The following is a 19,257-nucleotide window of genomic DNA, read 5'->3' on the forward strand; positions in this document are numbered from 1 at the left end:
TCAGGCCTCGGTGGCGCCGGTGACACTGAGCCACCCCTCGGCCGGACCCCTGGCGGACCTGTCCATACAGACATCTTCCGGTACCCCTCGGCGGCCCGGGATGATGACCAAATGGCGCGCACGTGGGAATTGTGGGGAAATATCATTATCGCTGGGGTTTTTGCGCTTCCAGTGGCCGTCCTGGTGATCATCCTGCTCGCCCGCCGCCGGGCCCGCGCCGGGCATCCGGCGCCGCGGCGCACCTCGCTCGCCGACGTCGGCGTCGTCGTGGGGACCGCGCCGTGGATCTGGATGATCCTCACGCCGTCCACCGGCCGGTCCGGGGTCGGCCTCGTCCCGTTCATGGACCTCGCCGATCTCGCCGGAGCCTCGTGGGAGACGGTGACGGTGCAGGTCGGGGGCAATCTGCTGGTGTTCGCCGCGCTGGGCGCCCTGCTGCCCGTACGGACCGCCGCGATGGCCTCCTACGGCCGGGTTGCGGCCGTCGCGGCGGCCTTTTCGGTCACGGTCGAGTTCCTCCAGTACGCCCTGCGACTGGGCCGGTTCTCCTCCGTGGACGACGTGATCATGAACACCGCGGGCGCGCTGCTCGCCGCGTCGGTTACTCGCCGCTGGTGGGCCCCGCGAATAGCGGCCGGGACCGTTCCACGATAACGGTCTGCGTAAACGTCCTCGCATTCATCACACAGGCACGATCAGCTCAAAAGAAGCTCGGGACCAACCTCTGTATCTGTGCGATCGTGGACAAGACGGGGCAAGTTCTCTGGAGACGCCACAACCTGGTTGGTGACAGAGGGTGATCGAAACGTGTCTGAATCCCCGGTACCCCACGAGCCCCCTATTTATCGCCGCATCGCCGACGGCCTCCGCGCCCGGATCCTGTCCGGCGAACTGCGCGACGGGGACCGCCTACCGGGCGAGAACGCGCTCATGGCCGACTACGCAATCGCACGCGCCACCGCCAGGCAGGCGCTTGCCGTACTGATCAACGAAGGGCTGGCGGTGCCCAAACGAGGTTCGGGGGTCTACGTGCGCCTGTTCAAACCGATCCGCAGGCACGGCTCGCGCCGCCTGTCACGAGAGCAGTGGGGTCAGGGGCGTGCCATCTGGGACGCCGACACCCGGGGCCGTCCCTTCACCGTGGACCAGGTGGAGGTGGTGCTGGAGCGCGCATCGGAGGAGGTGGCGGGCGTCCTGGAGAGCGGCGAGGTATGGGTGCGTCGGCGCCGCTACTCCGTGGACGGACGGCCCGTGCAGCTGGCGACCTCCTCCTTCCCGGCCCGCCTGGTCCAGGGCAGCGCCATCACCCTGCCCGATACCGGGCCGGGCGGCGTCTACGCCAGACTCGGCGACCTGGGCCTGCCCCCGGCCCACTTCACCGAGGAGGTGCGGGCCCGCATGCCCGGCCCCCGCGAGACCGGGCTGCTCGACCTGCCCGGCGGAACCCCCGTCATCGTCATCGCCCGCACCGCGTACACGGCGGGCGGCAGACCCGTCGAGCTCAACGAGATGGTCCTGGACTCGGCGGCATACGTACTCCAGTACGACTTCGACGCCTAGTTCAACCCGATCTGTCAAGCGATAGGTGGACCTGTCCATCACGATCATTGATTTCTCTAGAGAGGTCCCTCATCTTCTAAGGAGATGGAACCGTACAGGAGATGGAACCTTCGCCTGGGGCCCGGGAGAGGTGCGCGGATGTCCGTTGACCGGCATCTTGCCGAGATCGCCCGGGAGTACCCCAGGTGGACCATCTGGCGGAGCGACGCGGGCCGCTGGTGGGCCACGCGGCACCATCCGCTCGACGCGGCGCAGCGCGAGGCCGGATGTGCGATGACCATCGACGCGGACGACCCGGACGGCCTGCGCGACCAGCTCCGGGACCAGGAGGAACGGACCGGCCGGCAGCCCCGCTGGTGGGCCGGCCCCGCTCCTCCCTGACGCGGGCCGTGGAGCGTTCCGCGGCTCGCACGCGAGCAGCCCGGTGCCGGGTCCAGCGTCTCGGCGGCCCCGGCACCGGGCCCCCAACGGGGCCACGAACGCGGAAGTCTCCGACCCTATCGGGGGCGGGGGCTTCCGCTCCCCGCCCCTTCACCCTCTAGGTGTGGTACTCGCCCAGCCGCAGGATGTGCACGTCGGTGTCGTCGGAGACGCTCTCCTTCGGCTTCTCCTCGTCCTCCTCGACGATGACCCGCACGTCGTCCTGCGCGGAAGGCTGCGGAGCCGGCGCGGCCTCGATGGCGGGCTCCGGCGCGGGCGCCGGGACGGCCACCGGCTGCTGAGCGGCCACCGGCTGCTGGGCGGCGACCGGCGCGGGCGGCAGCGCCGACTCGGGCACGAGCTGCCCGGCCGCCGCCTCGGTGCGCATCAGGTCGCCGAGCACCGAGCCGATCTCGGTCAGCCGCCGCACGACCTCGGTGTGGGTGTTGGTCAGGTACTCCACCCGGCGCCCGGCGTGCTCGTCGAGCGAGGCCGTGCGCTGACGCGCCGCCGCCAGCATCGACTCGGCCTCCGCGTGCGCCCCCGCCACCAGCTGCTCGGCCTGCGCGTGGGCGGCCGCCATCATCCGCTCCGCCTCGGCCTGCGCCCCGCCGAGCACCCGCTCGGCCTCGGCGTGCGCGTCGCGCAGCAGGCCCTCGGCCTCGCTGCGGGCCGACCCGAGCTGCTCCTCGGCGTCCGCGCCCGCCTGGGCCAGCATGCGCTCGGCCGCCTGCGTGGCCTCGGCCACCCGCCGCTCGGCCTCCGCCTGCGCCGAGGTCAGCATCTTGTCGGACGTCTCGCGCGACGTCGTCACCAGCCGCTCGGCCTCGGCCCTGGCGCTCTCCCGCACGGCGGTCGCCTCGGCCTCCGCGTCGGCGCGCTTGGCCGCGGCCTCCTCCTCGCCCAGCTTCAGGATCTGCGCGAGCCTCGGGCTGAGGTCCTCGTAGCTCTGGGGCGCCTCGACCATCCGCCGCCTGGCCTCCGCCAGCTCGACCCGGCCCTGCTCCGCCTGGTCGATCGCCCGTGCCAGCCGCTCTTCCAGATCCCGGACCTGGTTCCGGGTACGGATCATGTAGTCGTGCACCTGCCGGCGGTTGTAGCCGCGCATCACGACTTCGAAGGTGTCCTCTTGCATCAGATCGGGAATGCTCTCGTGCTGGTTTGTCATGGGGGTTACCTAAGGGTTTGCGTGAGGCGGGGGAAAACTGCGGGTTGTGAGGGTCTGACGACGAGACGTCAGGAAACGACTTTCCTGCCATCTGCCCACGTCCGCAACCGGAACGCCACACCTGGGGCGGGAATTACGATTGGACGAATGTACATAGCAGCGTTGGACGACGGGGCAGTGCCGGACATCCACCCGGAGGCGTACATCGCGCCCGGCGCCGTCGTGGTCGGGAGTGTGCGGGTGGGCCGGGCGTCCAGCATCTGGTACGGCTCCGTTCTCCGAGGGGACGACGAGCGGATCGAGATCGGCGAGGAGTGCAACGTACAGGATCTGTGCTGCCTGCACGCCGACGCGGGCCAGCCCGCGATCCTGGAGGACCGGGTCAGCCTGGGCCACAAGGCCATGGTCCACGGCGCGCACGTCGAGACCGGCGCGCTGGTCGGCATCGGCGCGATCGTGCTCGGCGGCGCCCGGGTGGGCGCGGGCACGCTGGTCGCCGCGGGAGCGCTGGTCGGGCCGGGCAAGAAGATCCCGTCCGGGGTGCTGGTCGCCGGTGTGCCGGGCAAAATCGTGCGCGAGCTCACCGACGACGACCGGGCCTCCTTCGCCCGCACCCCGGACAACTACATGGCCAAGGCGGTCAGGCACCGGCAGGCGTCAGCAGTTTGATCAGGACCTGGTCCGACACCGAGGCGGTGTTGAGCGGGTCGGCGTACTCCGGCAGCTCGGGGCGGAGGAAACGGACAAAGTCGACGGTCAGCTTGAGATCGGGGACGCCCTTGATCTGCTTGGCGTTGGCCTTGGCGGCGTCCTTCTTCAGCGCGCCGTAGCTGTCCCAGTCGGTGTAGGCGGTGACACCCCATTGCAGCACCTCGGGGAGGTTCGAGGGCCAGCGTCTGGCGACCTTCCAGGCGCCGCCGTCCTCCTTGTAGAGCGCGACGGCGACCCGGCCCAGCCTGGCCAGGACGAGGTCCACCCAGCCGTCCTTGACCGCCACCTCCAGCGGCTTGGAGCTGCCGTCCTGGGTGAACTTGGCCTCGACCTGCCCGGCCGCGTCGGCGGTGCCGGTGGTGACGGACATCCACACGGGTTTGTCGTACGTGCCGGGCTGGCGGGCCATGAGCCCGCCGAGCGAGAACTTGCGCGCCGGCCTGCCGCCCTTCTTGCCGGTGACCTTGACCCGGGCGTGCATGACGATGTCCCCGGCCAGCTCCTGGTAGACGAAGGGGCCGCGGAAGCCGTCGTACCAGGTGGAGGTCTTCGGCTCCAGGTAGAGGGCGCCCTTGGCGGTCTTGTTCACGTCGAGCTTGGCGATCCTGTCGACGTCCTTCTCGGTGTCGCTCAGCTTGCTCCACACGGCCAGTTCCGCGGCGTCGGCGAACTCGCTGGAGGCCGATCCGACCTCGCCGCCGGGCGCAGGCGCCTGGGCGTTCTGGACGGTGAGCACGCCGGGACCGGTGGGAGTGGGCGGCGCCGCGGCGGTCCCGCAGCCGCTCACCACACCCGCCACTGCCAACACCCCTGCCACCTTTGCCCTCATAGCGGACATTCTGCCGTGAAATGCCGACGGGTGACGTCGGGCGGCCCAGTACGATGACGGCCGTGCGCCCCTGGGATGCGTTCACCTCGGCAGAGGCGGAGGTCCGCGCGATGGTCGCGGACCCGCGCTGGCAGGGCCTGTCCGTGCCCGACCGCGCGCACGTCCTGGCGGCCAGGGTCCTGGTGACCCAGGACGGCGACCGCTGGCTCTACGGCGCGTACGCGCGCTGGCACCTGCACGACCCCGGCGACGGCCGCTGGCACCCCGCGCCGCCGCCCAGAGGCGAACGGGCGCGCAAGGTGGGGCACGCCACGGCCGCGCTGCCGGACCAGGTGGTGCCCACCGGGCCCGACTTCGCCGCCGAGCCCGGCTCGACCCAGGCCTTCATCGGCCCCGACGTGCTGCCGGTGGTGACCGGGCAGATCGCGGAGATGGTCCGCGGCGCCGGGCGCAAGTCGGAGCTGGACTACCCGCTGACCGCCTTCGACGAGATCTTCGCCGCCGACGTGCCGAGCACGGTCGCCGCCGTCTGGGGGACGATCATGTGGTGCGCGTACGCGCCGGCCTTCGACGGCAACGAGCGCCTGATCACCCTGTTCGGCGAGTACCTGCGCCGCTCGCTGCCCGGCGACGAGTGGGTGCGCTGGCTGCCCGCGCCGCCGCTGCTCGACCTGGTCACGCTGGTGTCCGAGCGCACCCGCGCCGGCCGCCCGCGGGCCGCGCTCCGGCTGGCCGCGCTGATCGCCGACACCGCCCAGGTGCTGCTGTCCGACATCCGGTTCAGGCCGCGGGCGCTGGCGCTGCTCACGATGGTGGAGCCGGTGCTGCGCCGGCCCGGCCGCGACGACGCCACGGCCGCGCGGGGCGACGACGCCGTGCGCCGGGCCTGGCTCGACCGCTGCCCGCCGCGGCTGGCGCTGGCCCTGCTGCCGGAGACCGATCCGGACGCGTACTTCGCCCACTCGGTGTACGACCTGGTCGAGGCGCTGGGCTTCGTGGCGGACGCGTCCGGGGCGGCGGCGGCGTACCTGGCCGATCTGTCGGACTCCAGGAGGATGTTGCCCGAGCGGCTGAACCACCGGTTGCGGCGGGCGTACGTGGAGTTGGAGCGTGCCGGGCTGACGGGCACGTCGGCGGCCGAGCGCACCGAGCCGGAGGGCTTCGCCGTGCGTCCGGGCGGTGCGCCAGTGCCGCAGGCGGCGGTGGTGACGCCGCCCGACCGGGAGAGCAAGGCGGCCGTGCTGGGCGCCGCGTACGCCACGTGCCTGGCGTGGGGCCGGCTGACCGGCGCCAAGGTGCCGCGGCACGGCCTGGCCGGCCAGAGCGCGCTGGTCCGTGAGCTGATCCACGAACGGGACGACCACCACATCGGTCACCCCTAACGCACTATTACCGTTATTTCACCCTTACTCCGCCTATATCCCGCTATCACTTCAGTCACCGGGCAATTCGCTGAATTGTGATCTCGACTTCGGGAAATGATCCCTGTGGGGCCCCCGTGACGCCGAAAGGAATGACTCCGATGGGCCATGTCGCCGGAAGGGCCCTCGCCGTAACCTCGTAGAGGGTGTGGGCTGCGGAAGGAAGGACGACGCGGTGGGGCACGACGACCTGGACTCTCGGGTCCACGACCGTGTCGCGTTGGACGAGATTGCGCTCTACGCCGAGGTGCTCACTGCCGTGGCTGTCAGCGAACGGCGGCTGACCTTGGACGAACTCGACGACGCGCTCGGATTGCGGACTTCGGCGAGTCGCTGAAGACCATCGAAAATTACCTGTCCCGGGCTCCTGTGGGGTCCGGGACAGTGGTTCCCGGCTATTACAGGTAACTAGTCAATCGAGGGTGTGCCTCTCCTACGTATGGAGGAGACGACCCCCTACGACTTGACCAGGCGGGCGATGGCGGCCGACGCCTCCTTCACCTTCGCCTCGGCCTCCGGGCCGCCCGTGTTGATCGCGTCGGCGACGCAGTGGGAGATGTGCTCCTCCAGCAGCCCGAGCGCCACGGCCTGAAGGGCCCGCGTGGCCGCGGAGACCTGGGTGAGCACGTCGATGCAGTAGGCATCGTCGTCGACCATGCGCTGCAGGCCCCTGATCTGGCCCTCGATTCGCCGGAGGCGCGTCAGATATGCCTGCTTGTCTCCGCTGTACCCATGCATGCTTCTACGGTACCCGTAACCCGTATGAGCTAGCGGAGATCTGACAGCAGCTTCTCCCACTGTTCGGCGACTTCCTCGGCCGAATGGCGGACGGCGGTGTCGAGGGCGCCCGCCGCGAGCGAGCGCCGGCGGCGTTCGTCGTCGATGAGCGCGAGCAGCGCGCCCGCGAAGTGCTGCGCCTCGCTCTCGCTCTCGGGCACCAGCACGCCGTTGTAGCCGGTCGCCACGAACTCCCTGGGGCCCCTGGCGCCCTCGAAGGCCACCACCGGCACCCCGCACCCCATGGCCTCCAGCACGGTCATGCCCAGGTCTTCGCTGCGGGAGGGGTTGGCCACGATCGACGCCTTGGCGAACTCCCCCGCCAGGTCGGGCGTGACGCCCATGAAGTAGACGTGGTTGTGCAGGTTGAGCTCGTTCACCAGCGACCGCAGCCGCCGCTCCTCGGGGCCGCCGCCGTAGAGCCGCAGCCGCCAGTCGGGACGCTTGTCCGCCACGATCGCGAACGCCCTGATCAGCCGGTCGTACGCCTTGACCGACACCCACCGGCCCCCGGCCGCCACGATCCGGTTGTCCATCCGCGAGCGCGGCCACGGGCCGCCCGGCAGCGCGTCCGGCACGGAGTGGACGGCGGACCCGTCGCCGAGCAGCCTGCCCCATTCCTCCTGGGCCGACTCCGTGGCCGTCACGACCGCGTCGAGGCGCGGGTAGAGCCGCTGCACCGGCCCGGGGACGGCGGGCCGCCCCCACTCCCTGGCGATCTTGAGGGTTTCACGTGGAGCATGCCGCGCCACCTGGACGCCGATGCCCGGCCTGGTGGTGATCAGCACGTCGGACCTGAGCCCGCGCAGCAGCCGCCAGAGCGCCATCTCGGTGCGCATCTGGCCCCGCGGCAGCAGGTGGCGCACCCCCGGACGGGCGTCGACCAGGCTGCGCATGGCCACCTTGGAGCCGATGGGGAAGAACGGCTTCTCCTTCTGCCGCCGGACGCTGATGACCTCGACCTCGTGCCGCTCGGACAGGGCGGTGGCGAGGTTGAGCGTCGCGCGCACGTCGCCGCGCATGCCGTACGCCGAGGCGAGCACCAGGCTGACCTTCATCCGCCCACCTCGATGCGCAGCTCGTCGTCGGCGGTGTAACAGGGCCGGACGGGCACGCCGTCGATCTCGGCCGACGGGTAGTGCAGCCGTCTTCGTTTGCCGTCGACGTCGTCGAGCCAGGCGCCCAGCCGCAGCGGCGTGGGCACGCCCTCGACCTCCAGCGCTGCCTCCCAGGTGCCGGCCGTGTCGGGGTCGGCCTCGACCACGTTCACCAGCGACACCGCCGCGTGGAAGCGCACCCCCTGGACGGTGGCGTTGGCCGACACCCGTTCCCTGGTCGGCCTGCGGTCGAGGGTGAGCGTGGCCTCGCGGCGCGCGTCGTCGTCCTCCAGCCCGGTGTACGCCAGCAGCCCCGTCACCTCGAACCGGCCCTCCCTGAACCAGATCGCCCGCACCTCGGCCACCGGCTTGGCGTCGGCTATCTTCAGGGCCAGAAACCCGTTCCGCGTCCGGTACGACCGGTAGGCCAGCGTCCGCCGGCACAGCGCGTACGCGTCGAGGTGGTCGAGGGAGAACCCCGGGTCCACGCTGCGCAGCCTGCTGCGGCTGCCCTCGTGCCGCAGGTAGGCGTCCCAGCGGCCGGCGCTCAGCTCCAGCGGCGCCAGCGAGACGGCCAGCGTGGCCTCCCGCGTCCGGCTTCCCGTACGGCCCAGGCGCACGTCGCGCTCGACCCCCGTGGCGCGATGGCGCAGCACGAGCTCGGTGCCGTCACGCAGGGGCTCATCGATGGCGAGTCGCAGGGAGAGCACGTCGGCCAGGGTGACTTCGGCGTCCGTGACCACGACGCGCATCACCAGCCCCCTCCCCGTCGAATAAGGCCATGCGACGTTGAGGTTACCGTGATTTTCCCGTTATGTGGATGGGAGATTTCCAGCGAGGAGGCCCGTGACGTGCGGAACTCCTCTACAGAGCCTGTAGAGGAGTCCGACTTTCCGTGGTCAGGAAGCGCCCTTGACCGATTTGATCAACAGCTGCGCGACGTCCACGACTTCCAGCGATTCCTTGGCCTCGCCGTTGTTCTTCTTCTCGTTGATCGCGTCGCCGAGCATCACCATGCAGAACGGGCACGCGGTCGAGACGGTGTCGGGATTCGTGGTGAGCGCCTCGTCGACCCGCTCGGTGTTGATGCGCTTGCCGATGCGCTCCTCCATCCACATGCGCGCGCCGCCCGCGCCGCAGCAGAAGCCGCGGTCCTTGTGACGGTGCATCTCCTGGGTCTGCACGCCGGGCACCTTCGACATGATGTCGCGGGGCTGGGAGTAGACCTTGTTGTGGCGGCCGAGGAAGCACGGGTCGTGGTAGGTGATCTTCTCCTCGATCGGCGTGACCGGGGTGAGCAGGCCCTCGTCCACCAGCTTCGACAGCAGCTGCGTGTGGTGCACGACCTCGTAGGTGCCGCCGAGCTGCGGGTATTCGTTGGCCAGGGTGTTGAAGCAGTGGGGGCAGGTCGCGACGATCTTCTTGACGCCGGCCTCGTTCAGCGTCTCGATGTTCTGCTGGGCGAGCATGTTGAACAGGTACTCCATGCCCAGGCGGCGGGCCGGGTCACCGGTGCACGCCTCCATCGGGCCGAGCACCGCGAACTTCACGCCCGCGATGTGCAGCAGCTCGGCGACCGCCTTGGTGGTCTTCTTGGCGCGGTCCTCCAGGGCGCCCGCGCAGCCCACCCAGAACAGGTACTCGGCGTCCTCGGGCATCTTCTCCTCGACCAGCTCGACCTCGAAGTCGAGCTCCTCGATCCAGTCGGCCCGCTTCATCTCGGACATGCCCCACGGGTTGCCCTTGTTCTCCAGGTTCTTCACCATCACCCCCGCCTCGGACGGGAACGACGACTCCACCATGACCTGGTAGCGGCGCATGTCGAGGATGTGGTCGATGTGCTCGATGTCCACCGGGCACTGCTCGACGCAGGCGCCGCAGTTGGTGCACGACCACAGCACGTCGGGGTGGATGACGCCGTCCTCGCCGACGAGCGGCTTCTCCAGCAGCGCGAGCACGTCGGTGTCGGCGTGCTCGGTGCTGGCGGCCATCAGGTACGGGGCCACCTTGAAGGCGTGGTCGCGCTGGTCGAGGATGAGCATCTTCGGCGAGAGCGGCTTGTCGGTGTTCCAGGCCGGACACTGCGACTGGCAGCGGCCGCACTCGGTGCAGGAGTAGAAGTCGAGGAAGCCCTTCCAGGTGGTGTCGCCGATCTTGCCGCGGCCCAGGCGCTCGGCGTCGAGCTCCTCGTCCTCGAAGTCGACGAGCTTGCCGTCGACGCGCAGCTCGGACGCGGCGCCGAGCCCGTTGGGACGCCGGGAGAACAGCACGTTGAGCGGCGCGGTGAAGATGTGCAGGTGCTTGGAGTTCACCACGATGACCAGGAACACCAGCATGAAGCCGATGTGCAGGAGCAGCGCGATCTCCTCCAGCAGCGGGCTGGCCGGCAGCGCGTCGCCGAGCGCCAGCGAGACGAACGCGCCGGAGGAGTAGGGGAAGTTGCCGTTGGCCGCCGAGGCGCCGCGGGCCAGGAACAGCGTCCAGATGATGTTGAAGATCATGAACAGGACGAGCCAGGCGCCGCCGAGGTGCGAGCCGGAGAAGCGCGACTTGCGGCCCAGCGTCTTGGGCGAGTTCTTGACCCGGATGATCGCGAAGGCGACCAGGCCGAGCAGACACGCGACCGCGATGAAGTCCTGGAGGAAGCCGAGCACGCCCCAGGTGCCGATGAGCGGGATGTGGAAGTCGGGCTCACCGGTGATCGCGCCCTGGACGATCGCGCCGTACGCCTCGATGTAGACGGTCAGCAGGATGAAGAACGCCCACATGACGAAGAAGTGGGCCGTGCCGGACGGCGTCCACTTCAGCAGCTTCTTCTGGCCGAAGACCTCGACGAGCTGGGCCTTGAGCTCGTCGGCGGCGTGCTCCTTGGCGTACTCGACGCGTTCGGGCGCGGGCGGCCCGGAGGTCGCCAGCCTGAACAGGAACAACACCCTGCGGCCGGCGACGGCCACCGCCAGGACGGTCATGACCAGCCCGATGATCGCTACCCAGAGCACGGGGTCCTCCCACAGACGACGATGGCTGCCAGCATACGGACACGTGTTTCCAGGAAGCTTACCGGCCAGTAACTTCCCGGGATGACATCCATACCCTATGGTCAGTGCCCTATACAGAACAATGCTCTACGCCGTGAAGTACCTCTGTATGGTCGGGGCGACGAGCTCGACCAGCTCCTCCGGATCGGCGCTGGCCAGCGGCTCCAATTTGATCACGTGACGGCCCATGATCACGCCGTACATCTGGCCAAAAGCTGCCTCGATGCGTAGGTGCGGAACACCAAGGCGGTCGGCCACCTGGAAGAGCAGCGCGTTCGTGATGAACTCCCGGAACATCGCCGCCGCCTGCTCGTTCGTGAGCGCCGAGCGCATCAGGGCGATCATCGGCTCGCGGGTCTCCGGCTCGGCGGTCACCCGCAGGATCATCCGCACCAGCCGCTCGCCGATCTCCTCGCGCGGGCCGTCCAGCAACAGCGGGATGACCTCGTCGGGGGTGATCGGCAGCTGCATGGCCGCCGCGAACATGCCCTCCTTGGTCTCGAAGTAGTGGTGGACCAGAGCCGGGTCGACCTTGGCCTCCCGCGCGATCCCGCGCACCGTGGCCTTGTCGAAGCCCTTCTCGGCGAACACCCGCCGCGCCGCCGTCAGGATCTCGCCGCGCGTGTCGGCCGACCCGGGCCTGCGGCCGGGACGGCGTCGTACGTTGCTCATGGCCGCGTCCCGCCGGTCACCGGCCCACCGCCAGGTACACCCGCATCGGCACCGACAGCACGCCCTCGGGGAAGGCCTTCCTGAGCTCCGCGCGCTGCCGCCCGACCAGCTCGTCGGCCGCGTCCGGCGACAGCGCCGCCATGTACGAGTGGGAGCGCAGGTCGAGCAGGAAGTCCTCGATGCCGACCAGCCTCGTCCACGGGATCCAGCGCTCCTGGACCACCTCGAAGGCAGCGGCGATCGGCGGCACCGACCACTCCTCGACCGCCGGCCCCCAGTACGTGGGCACCGCCTCGGCCAGCCGCGCCTCGTAGGCGGCCAGCCACTCGGCCTGCGCCGCGTGGTGCAGGTTCCAGCAGCCCACGATCGCGCCGCCGGGCCGCAGCACCCGCCTGGCCTCGGCGATCGAGACGACGGGGTCGAGCCAGTGCCACGACTGGGCGTACGTCACCAGGTCGGCCACCCCGTCGGCCAGCGGCAGCGCGTTGCCGTCGGCGATCACCGCGGCGACCGCCGGCGGCTCGCCGTCGATCCGCGCGACCAGCCGGGCCAGCATCTCCGCCCCCGGATCGACGGCGATCACCTGGGAGCCGCGGGCCCGCAGCGCGTGCGTCAGGATGCCGGTGCCCGCGCCCACGTCGATCGCGGTGGCGCCGTCGAGCTCGATCCCGGTCACCTCGGTGAGCGCGCGGTACATCTCGTCGGGATAGGACGGGCGGCCCGCGTCGTAGGCGTCGGCCACGCTGTCGAAGACCCGCGCGAGGTCTCTGGTCGGCCCCACGTTCCTGGTCGGCCCCACGTTCATCGGGACGCCGCCAGGTGCAGGCGGGCGAAGGCCAGCGCCTCGGCCAGGTCGTCGACGCGCTCGGTGCGGCTGGCCGCCTTGCGGGTGTTGATCTCCAGCACCACCAGGCCGCCGTAGCCCGAGTTCGCCAGACGTTCCAGCATCTGGGCGCACGGCTGGTTGCCCCTGCCGGGGACCAGGTGCTCGTCCTTGTTGGTCACGCCCATGCCGTCGGCCAGGTGGAGGTGGGCGAGCCGGTCGCCGAGCTTGGTGGCCATCTCCATGGCGTCGGAGCCGGACACCGCGGTGTGCGACAGGTCGAGGGTGACCTGCGGGAAGTCGTAGTCGATCGGGTTCCAGTCGGGCGAGTACGGCACCACGTCGTTGCCCCTGGCGCGCAGCGGGAACATGTTCTCGACCGCGAACGTGACATCGGTCTCGTCACGCATGCGGGCCAGGCCGTTCTCGAAGTCGCGGGCGTAGTCGCGCTGCCAGCGGAACGGCGGGTGCACCACGACGGTCGAGGCGCCGAGGCGCTCAGCCGCCTTCTGCGCCCTGACCAGCTTGGCCCAGGGGTCTCTGCCCCACACCCGCTGCGTCACGAGCAGGCAGGGCGCGTGGATCGCCAGGACGGGCACCTGGTAGTGCTCGGACAGCCGCTCGATCACGTCGATGTCCTGGCTCACCGGATCGGCGCCGACCATGATCTCGACACCGTCGTAGCCCAGGCGCGCGGCCAGTTCGAACGCGTCGGGAGTGCGTTCTGGATATACCGAGGCGGTGGACAATGCGATCTTCGCATTGGGCACGCGGATGACATCAGCCACGTTGCCAGCCTAAGCCGGAGAAGCGCCTCTGGCGCGTGAGCCCCACCAGATAGCCCTACCCAACCCCCCATCCCACCTCAAAGACACTCCCTCGAACCCCGCTACGGTTGGGCCCATGCCACGGATAGCCAGAGGCGCGATCCCCAGCCCGAACATCTGGAACGCTCCCCAGGTCTACGAGCTGGAGAACCGCGCCGTGGACCCCGAAGGCGCGGCCGACGCCGCGATGCGCGAGCTGCGCCCCTGGGCCGGCGCCACCGTGCTCGACATCGGCTGCGGCACCGGCTTCCACCTGCCCGTCCTGGCCGCCGACGCGGCCGCCGTGATCGGCGTCGAACCGCACGGCGACCTGGCCGGCCTGGCCCGCCGCCGCTGCGCGAACCTGCCCAACGTCTCGGTGCACGCCGCCGCCGCCCAGGACCTCCCGCTGCCCGGCGCCAGCGTCGACGTGGCCATGGCCCGCTGGGCCTACTTCTTCGGCCCCGGCTGCGAGCCCGGCCTGCGCGAGCTGTCCCGCGTCGTACGCCGCGGCGGCGCCGCGTTCGTCATCGACCTCGACGCCACCCGCGGCTCGTTCGGCCGCTGGTTCTCCCGCACGGTGCCGACGTACTCGGCGCGCGAGGTGGAGGCGTTCTGGGTCCGTCAGGGCTGGCAGCGGCGGCCGCTCGACCTCACGATGACCTTCGAGCGCCGGGCCGACCTGGAGGCCGTGCTGCGCATCGAGTTCGCCCCCGAGGTGGCCGAGCAGGCCGTCGCGGAGACCCCCGGCCTGGAGATCTTCTACCCGAACGTGCTGCGCTGGCGCTACTTCTGAGCTCATGGCCTCACTGCGTTCGGCGGGCTCGGTCGCCATACGCCGCCGCCTTCCCCCGCTCTGGTCGCTCCGCTCCCGCCGCTCCTCCAGGCGACGGCACTTCTGAATTCATGGCCTCACTCCGTTCGGCGGGCTCGGTCGCCAAACGCCGCCGCCTTCCCCCGCTCTGGTCGCTCCGCTCCCGCCGCTCCTCCAGGCGACGGCACTCCCTCGCGCGCGGGCTTGACATTGACGTCGGCGTCAACGTTTACCGTGGTGGCATGCGCATCGGGGAGCTGGCGGAACGCACCGGGGTGAGCCCCCGTTCACTCCGCTACTACGAGCAGCACGGCCTGCTCTCGGCCAGACGCGGCCCCAACGGCTACCGCGAGTACGCCGAGGAGGACGTCAAGCTGGTGGCCGAGATCCGGTCGCTGCTCTCGGTCGGATTCACGCTGGAGGACACCCGTCCCTTCGTCGACTGCCTGCGCTCGGGCCACAGCTCGGGCGGTTCCTGCCGGGAGTCCGTCGAGGTCTACCAGCGCAAGATCATGCAGATCGACGAGGAGATCCGGGTGCTGCTCGCCCGCCGCGCCGAGGTCGCCGCCCAGCTCGCCCAGTCGTGTCCCGGCTGTTTCGTAAGGGGAGACAAATGATCACGTTGACCACCGACAACTTCGAGGAGCAGGTGCTCAAGAGCGACAAGCCGGTGCTGGTCGACTTCTGGGCCGAGTGGTGCCCGCCGTGCCGCATGGTGGCCCCCGTCCTGGACGAGATCGAGGCCGAGCACGGCCTGGCCATCGGCAAGCTCAACACCGACGAGAACCCCGAGATCATGTCCCGCTACGGCGTGATGGGCCTGCCCACGCTGCTGCTGTTCGAGAACGGCGAGCCCGTCAGGCAGATCGTCGGCGCCCGGCCCAAGCGCCTGCTGGTGCAGGAACTGGGCCTCACGCGGTAGTCGAGGATTGTCGGCACGGGCCGCTAGCCTGCTCGACATGGCCAAGACAGCGCAGAAGCCCGGTTACCGCTGTGCCGAGTGCGGCTGGCGCACCAGCAAGTGGGTCGGCAGGTGCGGCGAGTGCCAGGCGTGGGGCACTGTCGACGAGGAGGGCGCGCGCGCCGGGGTCAACGTCGTCCAGGGCGGCGCGACCACCGGGCCCGCGCTGCCCATCGGCCAGGTCAAGGCCGAGGTGGCCGCGGCCCGCACCACCGGGGTGAGCGAGCTCGACCGGGTGCTCGGCGGCGGCCTGGTGCCCGGCGCGGTGGTGCTGCTGGCCGGCGAGCCCGGCATCGGCAAGTCCACGCTGCTGCTGGAGGCCGCGGCCCGCATCGCCGAGCGCACCACCGTCCTCTACGTGACGGGCGAGGAGTCGGCGGCCCAGGTGCGCCTGCGGGCCGACCGCATCGGCGCCATCCAGGACAACCTCTACCTCGCCGCCGAGACCGAGCTGTCGGCGCTGATCACCCACGTCGACAAGGTCGAGCCCAGCCTGCTGGTGGTCGACTCGGTCCAGACGGTCGGCTCGGCCCAGACCACCGGCGTGCCGGGCGGCGTGACCCAGGTGCGCGAGGTGGCCGCCAACCTGGTGCGCATGGCCAAGGAGCGCAACCTCGCCACGGTCCTGGTGGGCCACGTCACCAAAGAGGGCTCGATCGCCGGCCCCCGCACCCTCGAACACCTGGTCGACGTCGTGCTCAACTTCGAGGGCGACCGCCACTCCAGGCTGCGCATGGTCCGCGCGATCAAGAACAGGTTCGGCCCCACCGACGAGGTCGGCTGCTTCGACCTGCACGAGCGCGGCATCGAGGGCATCACCGACCCGAGCGGGCTGTTCGTCTCGCGGCGCAGCGAGCCGGTCGCCGGCACCTGCGTCACCGTCACCGTCGAGGGCACCCGCCCGCTGCCCGCCGAGGTGCAGGCGCTCGTGGCCCGCACCGAGGCCCAGCAGCCGCGGCGCACGTCCTCGGGGCTCGACACCTACCGCGTCCAGATGATCCTCGCCGTGCTGGAGCGCCGGCTCAACGCCCGGCTCGGCGGCTGCGACGTGTTCACCGCCACCGTGGGCGGCATCAAGCTGGCCGATCCGGCCGTCGACCTGGCGGTCATGCTCGCCGTCGCGAGCGCCGCGGGCGACAAGCCGCTGCCGCCCGGTCTGGTGGCGCTCGGCGAGGTGGGCCTGGCGGGCGAGTTGCGCCCGGTCAAAGACGTGCGCAGGCGGCTGACGGAGGCGTCCAGGCTGGGGTTCAAGCGGGCGCTCGTGCCCGCCGGTTCCCTGGAGACGGGCGCCGGGAAGCGCAACGGGCAGCGGGCTCTGGTGCCCGTCGGGCCCGTGGCGTTCGCCCCCGGGTTCGAGGTCGTCCAGGCCGAGAACGTCTGGGACGCACTCACGCACGTCACATAGCACGGCTAAGCTGGGCGTGACCAATCGACACGGGGGTCAGGTGGACAGGAGTCTTGACGACCGCCGTCGCGACGCTTTGGCCGCCGTGGCGCCGGGCACTCCGCTGCGCGACGGCCTGGAGCGCATCCTGCGCGGGCAGACCGGCGGCCTGATCGTGCTCGGCCACAACAGGACCGTCGAAGAGGTCTGCAGCGGCGGCTTCGAGCTCGACGTCGAGTTCTCGGCCACCCGCCTGCGCGAGCTGGCCAAGATGGACGGCGCGATCGTGGTGAGCAACGACCAGAAGATCGTGCGGGCGGCCGTGCACCTCGTCCCCGATCCCGCGATCCCCACCGACGAGTCGGGCACCCGCCACCGCACCGCCCAGCGCGTGGCCAGGCAGACGGGCCTGCCCATCATCGCGATCAGCAAGTCCATGCGGATCATCGCCCTCTACCTCGACGGCATCCGCTACGTGCTGGAGGAGTCCGCGGCCATCCTGTCCAAGGCCAACCAGGCCCTGGCCACCCTTGAGCGTTACAAGCACCGGCTCGACGAGGTCTCCGGCACCCTGTCGGCGCTGGAGATCGAAGACCTCGTCACCGTGCGCGACGTGTCGGCGGTGGCCCAGCGCCTGGAGATGGTCCGGCGCATCTCCGACGAGATCAAGGGCTACGTGGTCGAGCTGGGCACCGACGGCCGGCTGCTGTCGCTGCAGCTCGACGAGCTGGTGGCGGGCGTCGACTCCGAGCGCGAGCTGGTCGTGCGCGACTACCTGCCGGCCCCCGCGAGCCGCCGCCAGAAGCGCCTGGTCGAGGCCCTGCACGACCTCGACCACCTGTCGGGCGCCGAGCTGCTCGACCTGTCGGCCGTGGCGCACGTGCTGGGCCACGGCGGCGCCGAGCGGCTCGACAGCCCGGTGAGCCCGCGCGGCTTCCGGCTGCTGGCCAAGGTGCCCCGGCTGCCCGCCACGGTGGTCGACCGGCTGGTCAACCACTTCGGCGGCCTGCAGAAGCTGCTGGCCGCCAGCATCGACGACCTGCAGGAGGTGGGCGGCGTCGGGGAGTCGCGCGCCCGCAGCGTCCGCGAGGGCCTGTCCCGCCTGGCGGAGTCGTCGATCCTCGAACGTTACGTCTGAGGCCGGCCGCTCACCGCAGGTGGAAGACGCCCTTGCCGCTGCGGAGCGCGCCCATGCGGGCGGTGGCCACGTACGTGCCGGGCAGGGCGGAGGCCGGGGACGAGCGGCAGTCGGTGCTCGACCGGCGCCGGTCCCACTCCAGGGTGCGCACGTACGGGATCCCGCGCTGCAACTCCCTGACCTCGGTGCCCACCCCGCTGACACAGTCGGCGGTGGACCAGATGCGGTCGGCGCCCGAGGTGATGCGGATCTCCATGGCCCGCGGCCCGACGTCGGCCGTGCACATCACCGGCCCGGTGTTGACCAGCGTGACGATGAAGGTCGGACGCGCCGCGCCGGTGTAGATCGGCTCCTTGCCGCCCTGGAGGCTCAGCACCAGGCTGTCCTGCGGGCACGGCTCCCCCGGCCGCCTCGGCTTGGCGGCCGGGCTCTCCTTGGGCGCGGGGGTGGGCGACGGGCTGGCCGTCCCCATGGCGAGCGTGCGCAGGCCCGCGAGCAGCGGATCGGTGGCCGGCGTCGCGCTCGGTGAGCTCTGCGCGCTGGACGAGCGTTCCGGCCCGGAGCCCCCGCTGGAGCACGCCCACGCCACCACGGCCACCACGACGAGCACGGCCACCAGCACGCTCATGCGACGCCGCCAGTAGACGTCACCGCCGTCGCCACCCATCGAATCCGGATCCATAGGCACAGCATGGTAATTGATCGGCTACCAACAGTGACGACACGCCGAACGAGCCCGTCTACGAATACGCTTGACCGCGTGGTTGAGCCGAACCTCCTGCACGCCCCCGTTCTGGAGTGGTACGAGGACAACGCCCGAGACCTCCCCTGGCGCGCCGACGACGCGACCCCGTGGGGAGTGCTGGTCAGCGAGATCATGCTGCAGCAGACCCCGGTCGTCCGCGTCCTGCCGGTGTGGCTGGAGTGGATGGCCCGCTGGCCCACGCCCAAGTCTCTGGCCGCCGAGCCGCCGGGCGAGGCCGTACGGCATTGGGGCCGGCTCGGATATCCGCGCCGGGCGCTGCGCCTGCACGCCTGCGCCCGCGCCATAGCCGACGAGCACGGCGGCGAGGTGCCCGCCGACCACGCGACGCTGCTGGCCCTGCCGGGCATCGGGGAGTACACCGCCGCCGCGGTCGCCAGCTTCGCGTACGGCGGCCGGCACGCCGTCCTGGACACCAACGTGCGGCGGGTGTTCGCGCGGGCCGTGCGGGCCGAGGAGTACCCGCCCACGGCCACCTCGGCGGCCGAGCGGCGGCTGGCCGAGGCGCTGCTGCCGGAGCTGGGCGCGGCCCGCTGGGGCGTGGCCGTGATGGAGCTGGGCGCGCTGGTCTGCACGGCCCGCGCGCCGCGCTGCGCCGACTGCCCGATCGCCGACCTGTGCGCGTGGCGGCTGGCCGGCAAACCACCCCACACCGGTCCCGCCCGCAAGGGCCAGACGTACGCCGGCACCGACCGCCAGTGCCGCGGCCGCCTGCTCGCGGTGCTCCGCGCGGCCCACGGCCCGGTGCCGAAGGCGGCCCTCGACGTGGTGTGGGACGACGCGACCCAGCGCGAACGCGCCCTCGACGGCCTGGTCGCCGACGGCCTGGCCGAGGTGCTCGACGACGGCACGTACCGGCTGCCGCACTCCTGAGC

At 71.0% G+C, this 19,257-nt stretch carries 22 protein-coding genes; 12 read left to right on the top strand and 10 right to left on the bottom strand.

Annotated elements, in window-relative coordinates; genetic code table 11:
- Positions 1-171: 171 nt before the first annotated feature.
- From ACIBQ6_RS14575 to ACIBQ6_RS14585, 3 genes are all read left to right on the top strand, one after another.
- Positions 172-654: a VanZ family protein gene (locus tag ACIBQ6_RS14575; protein WP_397212328.1), complete on the top strand. Its 483-nt coding sequence runs from the start codon at positions 172-174 to the stop codon at positions 652-654.
- A gap of 153 nt (positions 655-807) precedes the next feature.
- Positions 808-1,560: a GntR family transcriptional regulator gene (locus tag ACIBQ6_RS14580; protein WP_358291615.1), complete on the top strand. Its 753-nt coding sequence runs from the start codon at positions 808-810 to the stop codon at positions 1,558-1,560.
- A 138-nt stretch (positions 1,561-1,698) separates the two neighbouring features.
- Positions 1,699-1,941, top strand: coding sequence for a hypothetical protein (locus ACIBQ6_RS14585; RefSeq protein WP_357975253.1), 243 nt, complete (start codon positions 1,699-1,701; stop codon positions 1,939-1,941).
- 157 nt (positions 1,942-2,098) lie between these two features.
- Here ACIBQ6_RS14585 and ACIBQ6_RS14590 read toward each other — a convergent pair whose 3' ends face one another.
- The gene (locus ACIBQ6_RS14590; RefSeq protein WP_358291614.1) at positions 2,099-3,148 is read right to left on the bottom strand and encodes a hypothetical protein; all 1,050 of its coding nucleotides are present in this window, start codon (positions 3,146-3,148) and stop codon (positions 2,099-2,101) included.
- 147 nt (positions 3,149-3,295) lie between these two features.
- On the opposite strand from ACIBQ6_RS14590, the gene ACIBQ6_RS14595 reads away from it, so the two are divergent.
- A complete protein-coding gene (locus tag ACIBQ6_RS14595) occupies positions 3,296-3,817 on the top strand; it encodes a gamma carbonic anhydrase family protein (protein ID WP_358291613.1) in 522 nt (173 codons plus the stop codon).
- Here ACIBQ6_RS14595 and ACIBQ6_RS14600 read toward each other — a convergent pair.
- Complete coding sequence (locus ACIBQ6_RS14600) at positions 3,789-4,667, bottom strand: hypothetical protein (protein ID WP_358291612.1); 879 nt, start codon at positions 4,665-4,667, stop codon at positions 3,789-3,791. The two genes, ACIBQ6_RS14595 and ACIBQ6_RS14600, sit on opposite strands and share 29 nt — an antisense overlap.
- A gap of 74 nt (positions 4,668-4,741) precedes the next feature.
- Here ACIBQ6_RS14600 and ACIBQ6_RS14605 point away from each other — a divergent pair, with 74 nt between their 5' ends.
- Together ACIBQ6_RS14605 and ACIBQ6_RS14610 are read left to right on the top strand one after the other, a co-directional pair.
- Positions 4,742-6,070, top strand: coding sequence for a hypothetical protein (locus tag ACIBQ6_RS14605; RefSeq protein WP_397212833.1), 1,329 nt, complete (start codon positions 4,742-4,744; stop codon positions 6,068-6,070).
- 214 nt (positions 6,071-6,284) lie between these two features.
- Positions 6,285-6,446: a hypothetical protein gene (locus tag ACIBQ6_RS14610; protein WP_020540796.1), complete on the top strand. Its 162-nt coding sequence runs from the start codon at positions 6,285-6,287 to the stop codon at positions 6,444-6,446.
- Between the two features lie 119 nt (positions 6,447-6,565).
- Here ACIBQ6_RS14610 and ACIBQ6_RS14615 read toward each other — a convergent pair whose 3' ends face one another.
- From ACIBQ6_RS14615 to ACIBQ6_RS14645, 7 genes are all read right to left on the bottom strand, one after another.
- Positions 6,566-6,847, bottom strand: coding sequence for a metal-sensitive transcriptional regulator (locus tag ACIBQ6_RS14615; protein ID WP_352327377.1), 282 nt, complete (start codon positions 6,845-6,847; stop codon positions 6,566-6,568).
- 29 nt (positions 6,848-6,876) lie between these two features.
- Entirely contained in the window at positions 6,877-7,944 is a 1,068-nt protein-coding gene (locus ACIBQ6_RS14620; RefSeq protein WP_357975264.1) for a glycosyltransferase, read from the bottom strand.
- The gene (locus tag ACIBQ6_RS14625) at positions 7,941-8,735 is read right to left on the bottom strand and encodes a hypothetical protein (protein ID WP_397212331.1); all 795 of its coding nucleotides are present in this window, start codon (positions 8,733-8,735) and stop codon (positions 7,941-7,943) included. Before ACIBQ6_RS14625 ends, ACIBQ6_RS14620 begins: the two co-directional genes overlap by 4 nt.
- A gap of 147 nt (positions 8,736-8,882) precedes the next feature.
- On the bottom strand, positions 8,883-10,982 hold the full coding sequence (locus tag ACIBQ6_RS14630; RefSeq protein WP_358291610.1) for a (Fe-S)-binding protein: 2,100 nt from the start codon (positions 10,980-10,982) through the stop codon (positions 8,883-8,885).
- A gap of 126 nt (positions 10,983-11,108) precedes the next feature.
- A complete protein-coding gene (locus ACIBQ6_RS14635) occupies positions 11,109-11,693 on the bottom strand; it encodes a TetR family transcriptional regulator (protein ID WP_397212333.1) in 585 nt (194 codons plus the stop codon).
- A gap of 16 nt (positions 11,694-11,709) precedes the next feature.
- The gene (locus ACIBQ6_RS14640) at positions 11,710-12,498 is read right to left on the bottom strand and encodes a class I SAM-dependent methyltransferase (protein WP_358291608.1); all 789 of its coding nucleotides are present in this window, start codon (positions 12,496-12,498) and stop codon (positions 11,710-11,712) included.
- Complete coding sequence (locus ACIBQ6_RS14645; protein WP_358291607.1) at positions 12,495-13,304, bottom strand: sugar phosphate isomerase/epimerase; 810 nt, start codon at positions 13,302-13,304, stop codon at positions 12,495-12,497. Before ACIBQ6_RS14645 ends, ACIBQ6_RS14640 begins: the two co-directional genes overlap by 4 nt.
- 115 nt (positions 13,305-13,419) lie before the next feature.
- On the opposite strand from ACIBQ6_RS14645, the gene ACIBQ6_RS14650 reads away from it, so the two are divergent.
- The 5 genes from ACIBQ6_RS14650 to disA all read left to right on the top strand — a co-directional run bounded on the left by ACIBQ6_RS14650 (position 13,420) and on the right by disA (position 17,619).
- The gene (locus ACIBQ6_RS14650) at positions 13,420-14,118 is read left to right on the top strand and encodes a class I SAM-dependent methyltransferase (RefSeq protein ID WP_397212336.1); all 699 of its coding nucleotides are present in this window, start codon (positions 13,420-13,422) and stop codon (positions 14,116-14,118) included.
- 260 nt (positions 14,119-14,378) lie between these two features.
- Complete coding sequence (locus ACIBQ6_RS14655) at positions 14,379-14,753, top strand: MerR family transcriptional regulator (protein WP_397212338.1); 375 nt, start codon at positions 14,379-14,381, stop codon at positions 14,751-14,753.
- Entirely contained in the window at positions 14,750-15,058 is a 309-nt protein-coding gene (gene trxA / locus ACIBQ6_RS14660) for a thioredoxin (protein WP_352325882.1), read from the top strand. The genes ACIBQ6_RS14655 and trxA overlap by 4 nt, the downstream gene beginning before the upstream one ends.
- Positions 15,059-15,095: 37 nt before the next feature.
- Positions 15,096-16,502 carry a DNA repair protein RadA gene (gene radA, locus ACIBQ6_RS14665; protein ID WP_358291604.1) on the top strand — a complete coding sequence of 469 codons (1,407 nt, stop codon included), beginning with the start codon at positions 15,096-15,098 and terminating at the stop codon, positions 16,500-16,502.
- A 40-nt stretch (positions 16,503-16,542) separates the two neighbouring features.
- Positions 16,543-17,619, top strand: coding sequence for a DNA integrity scanning diadenylate cyclase DisA (disA, locus tag ACIBQ6_RS14670; protein WP_352358608.1), 1,077 nt, complete (start codon positions 16,543-16,545; stop codon positions 17,617-17,619).
- 10 nt (positions 17,620-17,629) lie between these two features.
- Here the strand turns inward: disA and ACIBQ6_RS14675 are convergent, their stop codons facing one another.
- Positions 17,630-18,301, bottom strand: coding sequence for a hypothetical protein (locus tag ACIBQ6_RS14675; RefSeq protein ID WP_358291601.1), 672 nt, complete (start codon positions 18,299-18,301; stop codon positions 17,630-17,632).
- 78 nt (positions 18,302-18,379) lie between these two features.
- Here ACIBQ6_RS14675 and ACIBQ6_RS14680 point away from each other — a divergent pair, with 78 nt between their 5' ends.
- Positions 18,380-19,255, top strand: coding sequence for an A/G-specific adenine glycosylase (locus tag ACIBQ6_RS14680; RefSeq protein ID WP_352358604.1), 876 nt, complete (start codon positions 18,380-18,382; stop codon positions 19,253-19,255).
- Positions 19,256-19,257: the final 2 nt, after the last annotated feature.

It is taken from the genome of Nonomuraea sp. NPDC049655 (assembly GCF_044465465.1).
Classification (GTDB): Bacteria; Actinomycetota; Actinomycetes; order Streptosporangiales; family Streptosporangiaceae; genus Nonomuraea.

Bases quoted from the DNA above. Each gene is read 5' to 3' on its own strand.
- ACIBQ6_RS14585 (WP_357975253.1), top strand. From the start codon at position 1,699: ATGTCCGTTGACCGGCATCTTGCCGAGATCGCCCGGGAGTACCCCAGG.
- ACIBQ6_RS14590 (WP_358291614.1), bottom strand. From the start codon at position 3,148: ATGACAAACCAGCACGAGAGCATTCCCGATCTGATGCAAGAGGACACC.
- ACIBQ6_RS14595 (WP_358291613.1), top strand. From the start codon at position 3,296: ATGTACATAGCAGCGTTGGACGACGGGGCAGTGCCGGACATCCACCCG.
- ACIBQ6_RS14605 (WP_397212833.1), top strand. From the start codon at position 4,742: ATGACGGCCGTGCGCCCCTGGGATGCGTTCACCTCGGCAGAGGCGGAG.
- ACIBQ6_RS14615 (WP_352327377.1), bottom strand. From the start codon at position 6,847: ATGCATGGGTACAGCGGAGACAAGCAGGCATATCTGACGCGCCTCCGG.
- ACIBQ6_RS14620 (WP_357975264.1), bottom strand. From the start codon at position 7,944: ATGAAGGTCAGCCTGGTGCTCGCCTCGGCGTACGGCATGCGCGGCGAC.
- ACIBQ6_RS14625 (WP_397212331.1), bottom strand. From the start codon at position 8,735: ATGCGCGTCGTGGTCACGGACGCCGAAGTCACCCTGGCCGACGTGCTC.
- ACIBQ6_RS14635 (WP_397212333.1), bottom strand. From the start codon at position 11,693: ATGAGCAACGTACGACGCCGTCCCGGCCGCAGGCCCGGGTCGGCCGAC.
- ACIBQ6_RS14640 (WP_358291608.1), bottom strand. From the start codon at position 12,498: ATGAACGTGGGGCCGACCAGGAACGTGGGGCCGACCAGAGACCTCGCG.
- ACIBQ6_RS14650 (WP_397212336.1), top strand. From the start codon at position 13,420: ATGCCACGGATAGCCAGAGGCGCGATCCCCAGCCCGAACATCTGGAAC.
- ACIBQ6_RS14655 (WP_397212338.1), top strand. From the start codon at position 14,379: ATGCGCATCGGGGAGCTGGCGGAACGCACCGGGGTGAGCCCCCGTTCA.
- trxA (WP_352325882.1), top strand. From the start codon at position 14,750: ATGATCACGTTGACCACCGACAACTTCGAGGAGCAGGTGCTCAAGAGC.
- radA (WP_358291604.1), top strand. From the start codon at position 15,096: ATGGCCAAGACAGCGCAGAAGCCCGGTTACCGCTGTGCCGAGTGCGGC.
- ACIBQ6_RS14675 (WP_358291601.1), bottom strand. From the start codon at position 18,301: ATGGATCCGGATTCGATGGGTGGCGACGGCGGTGACGTCTACTGGCGG.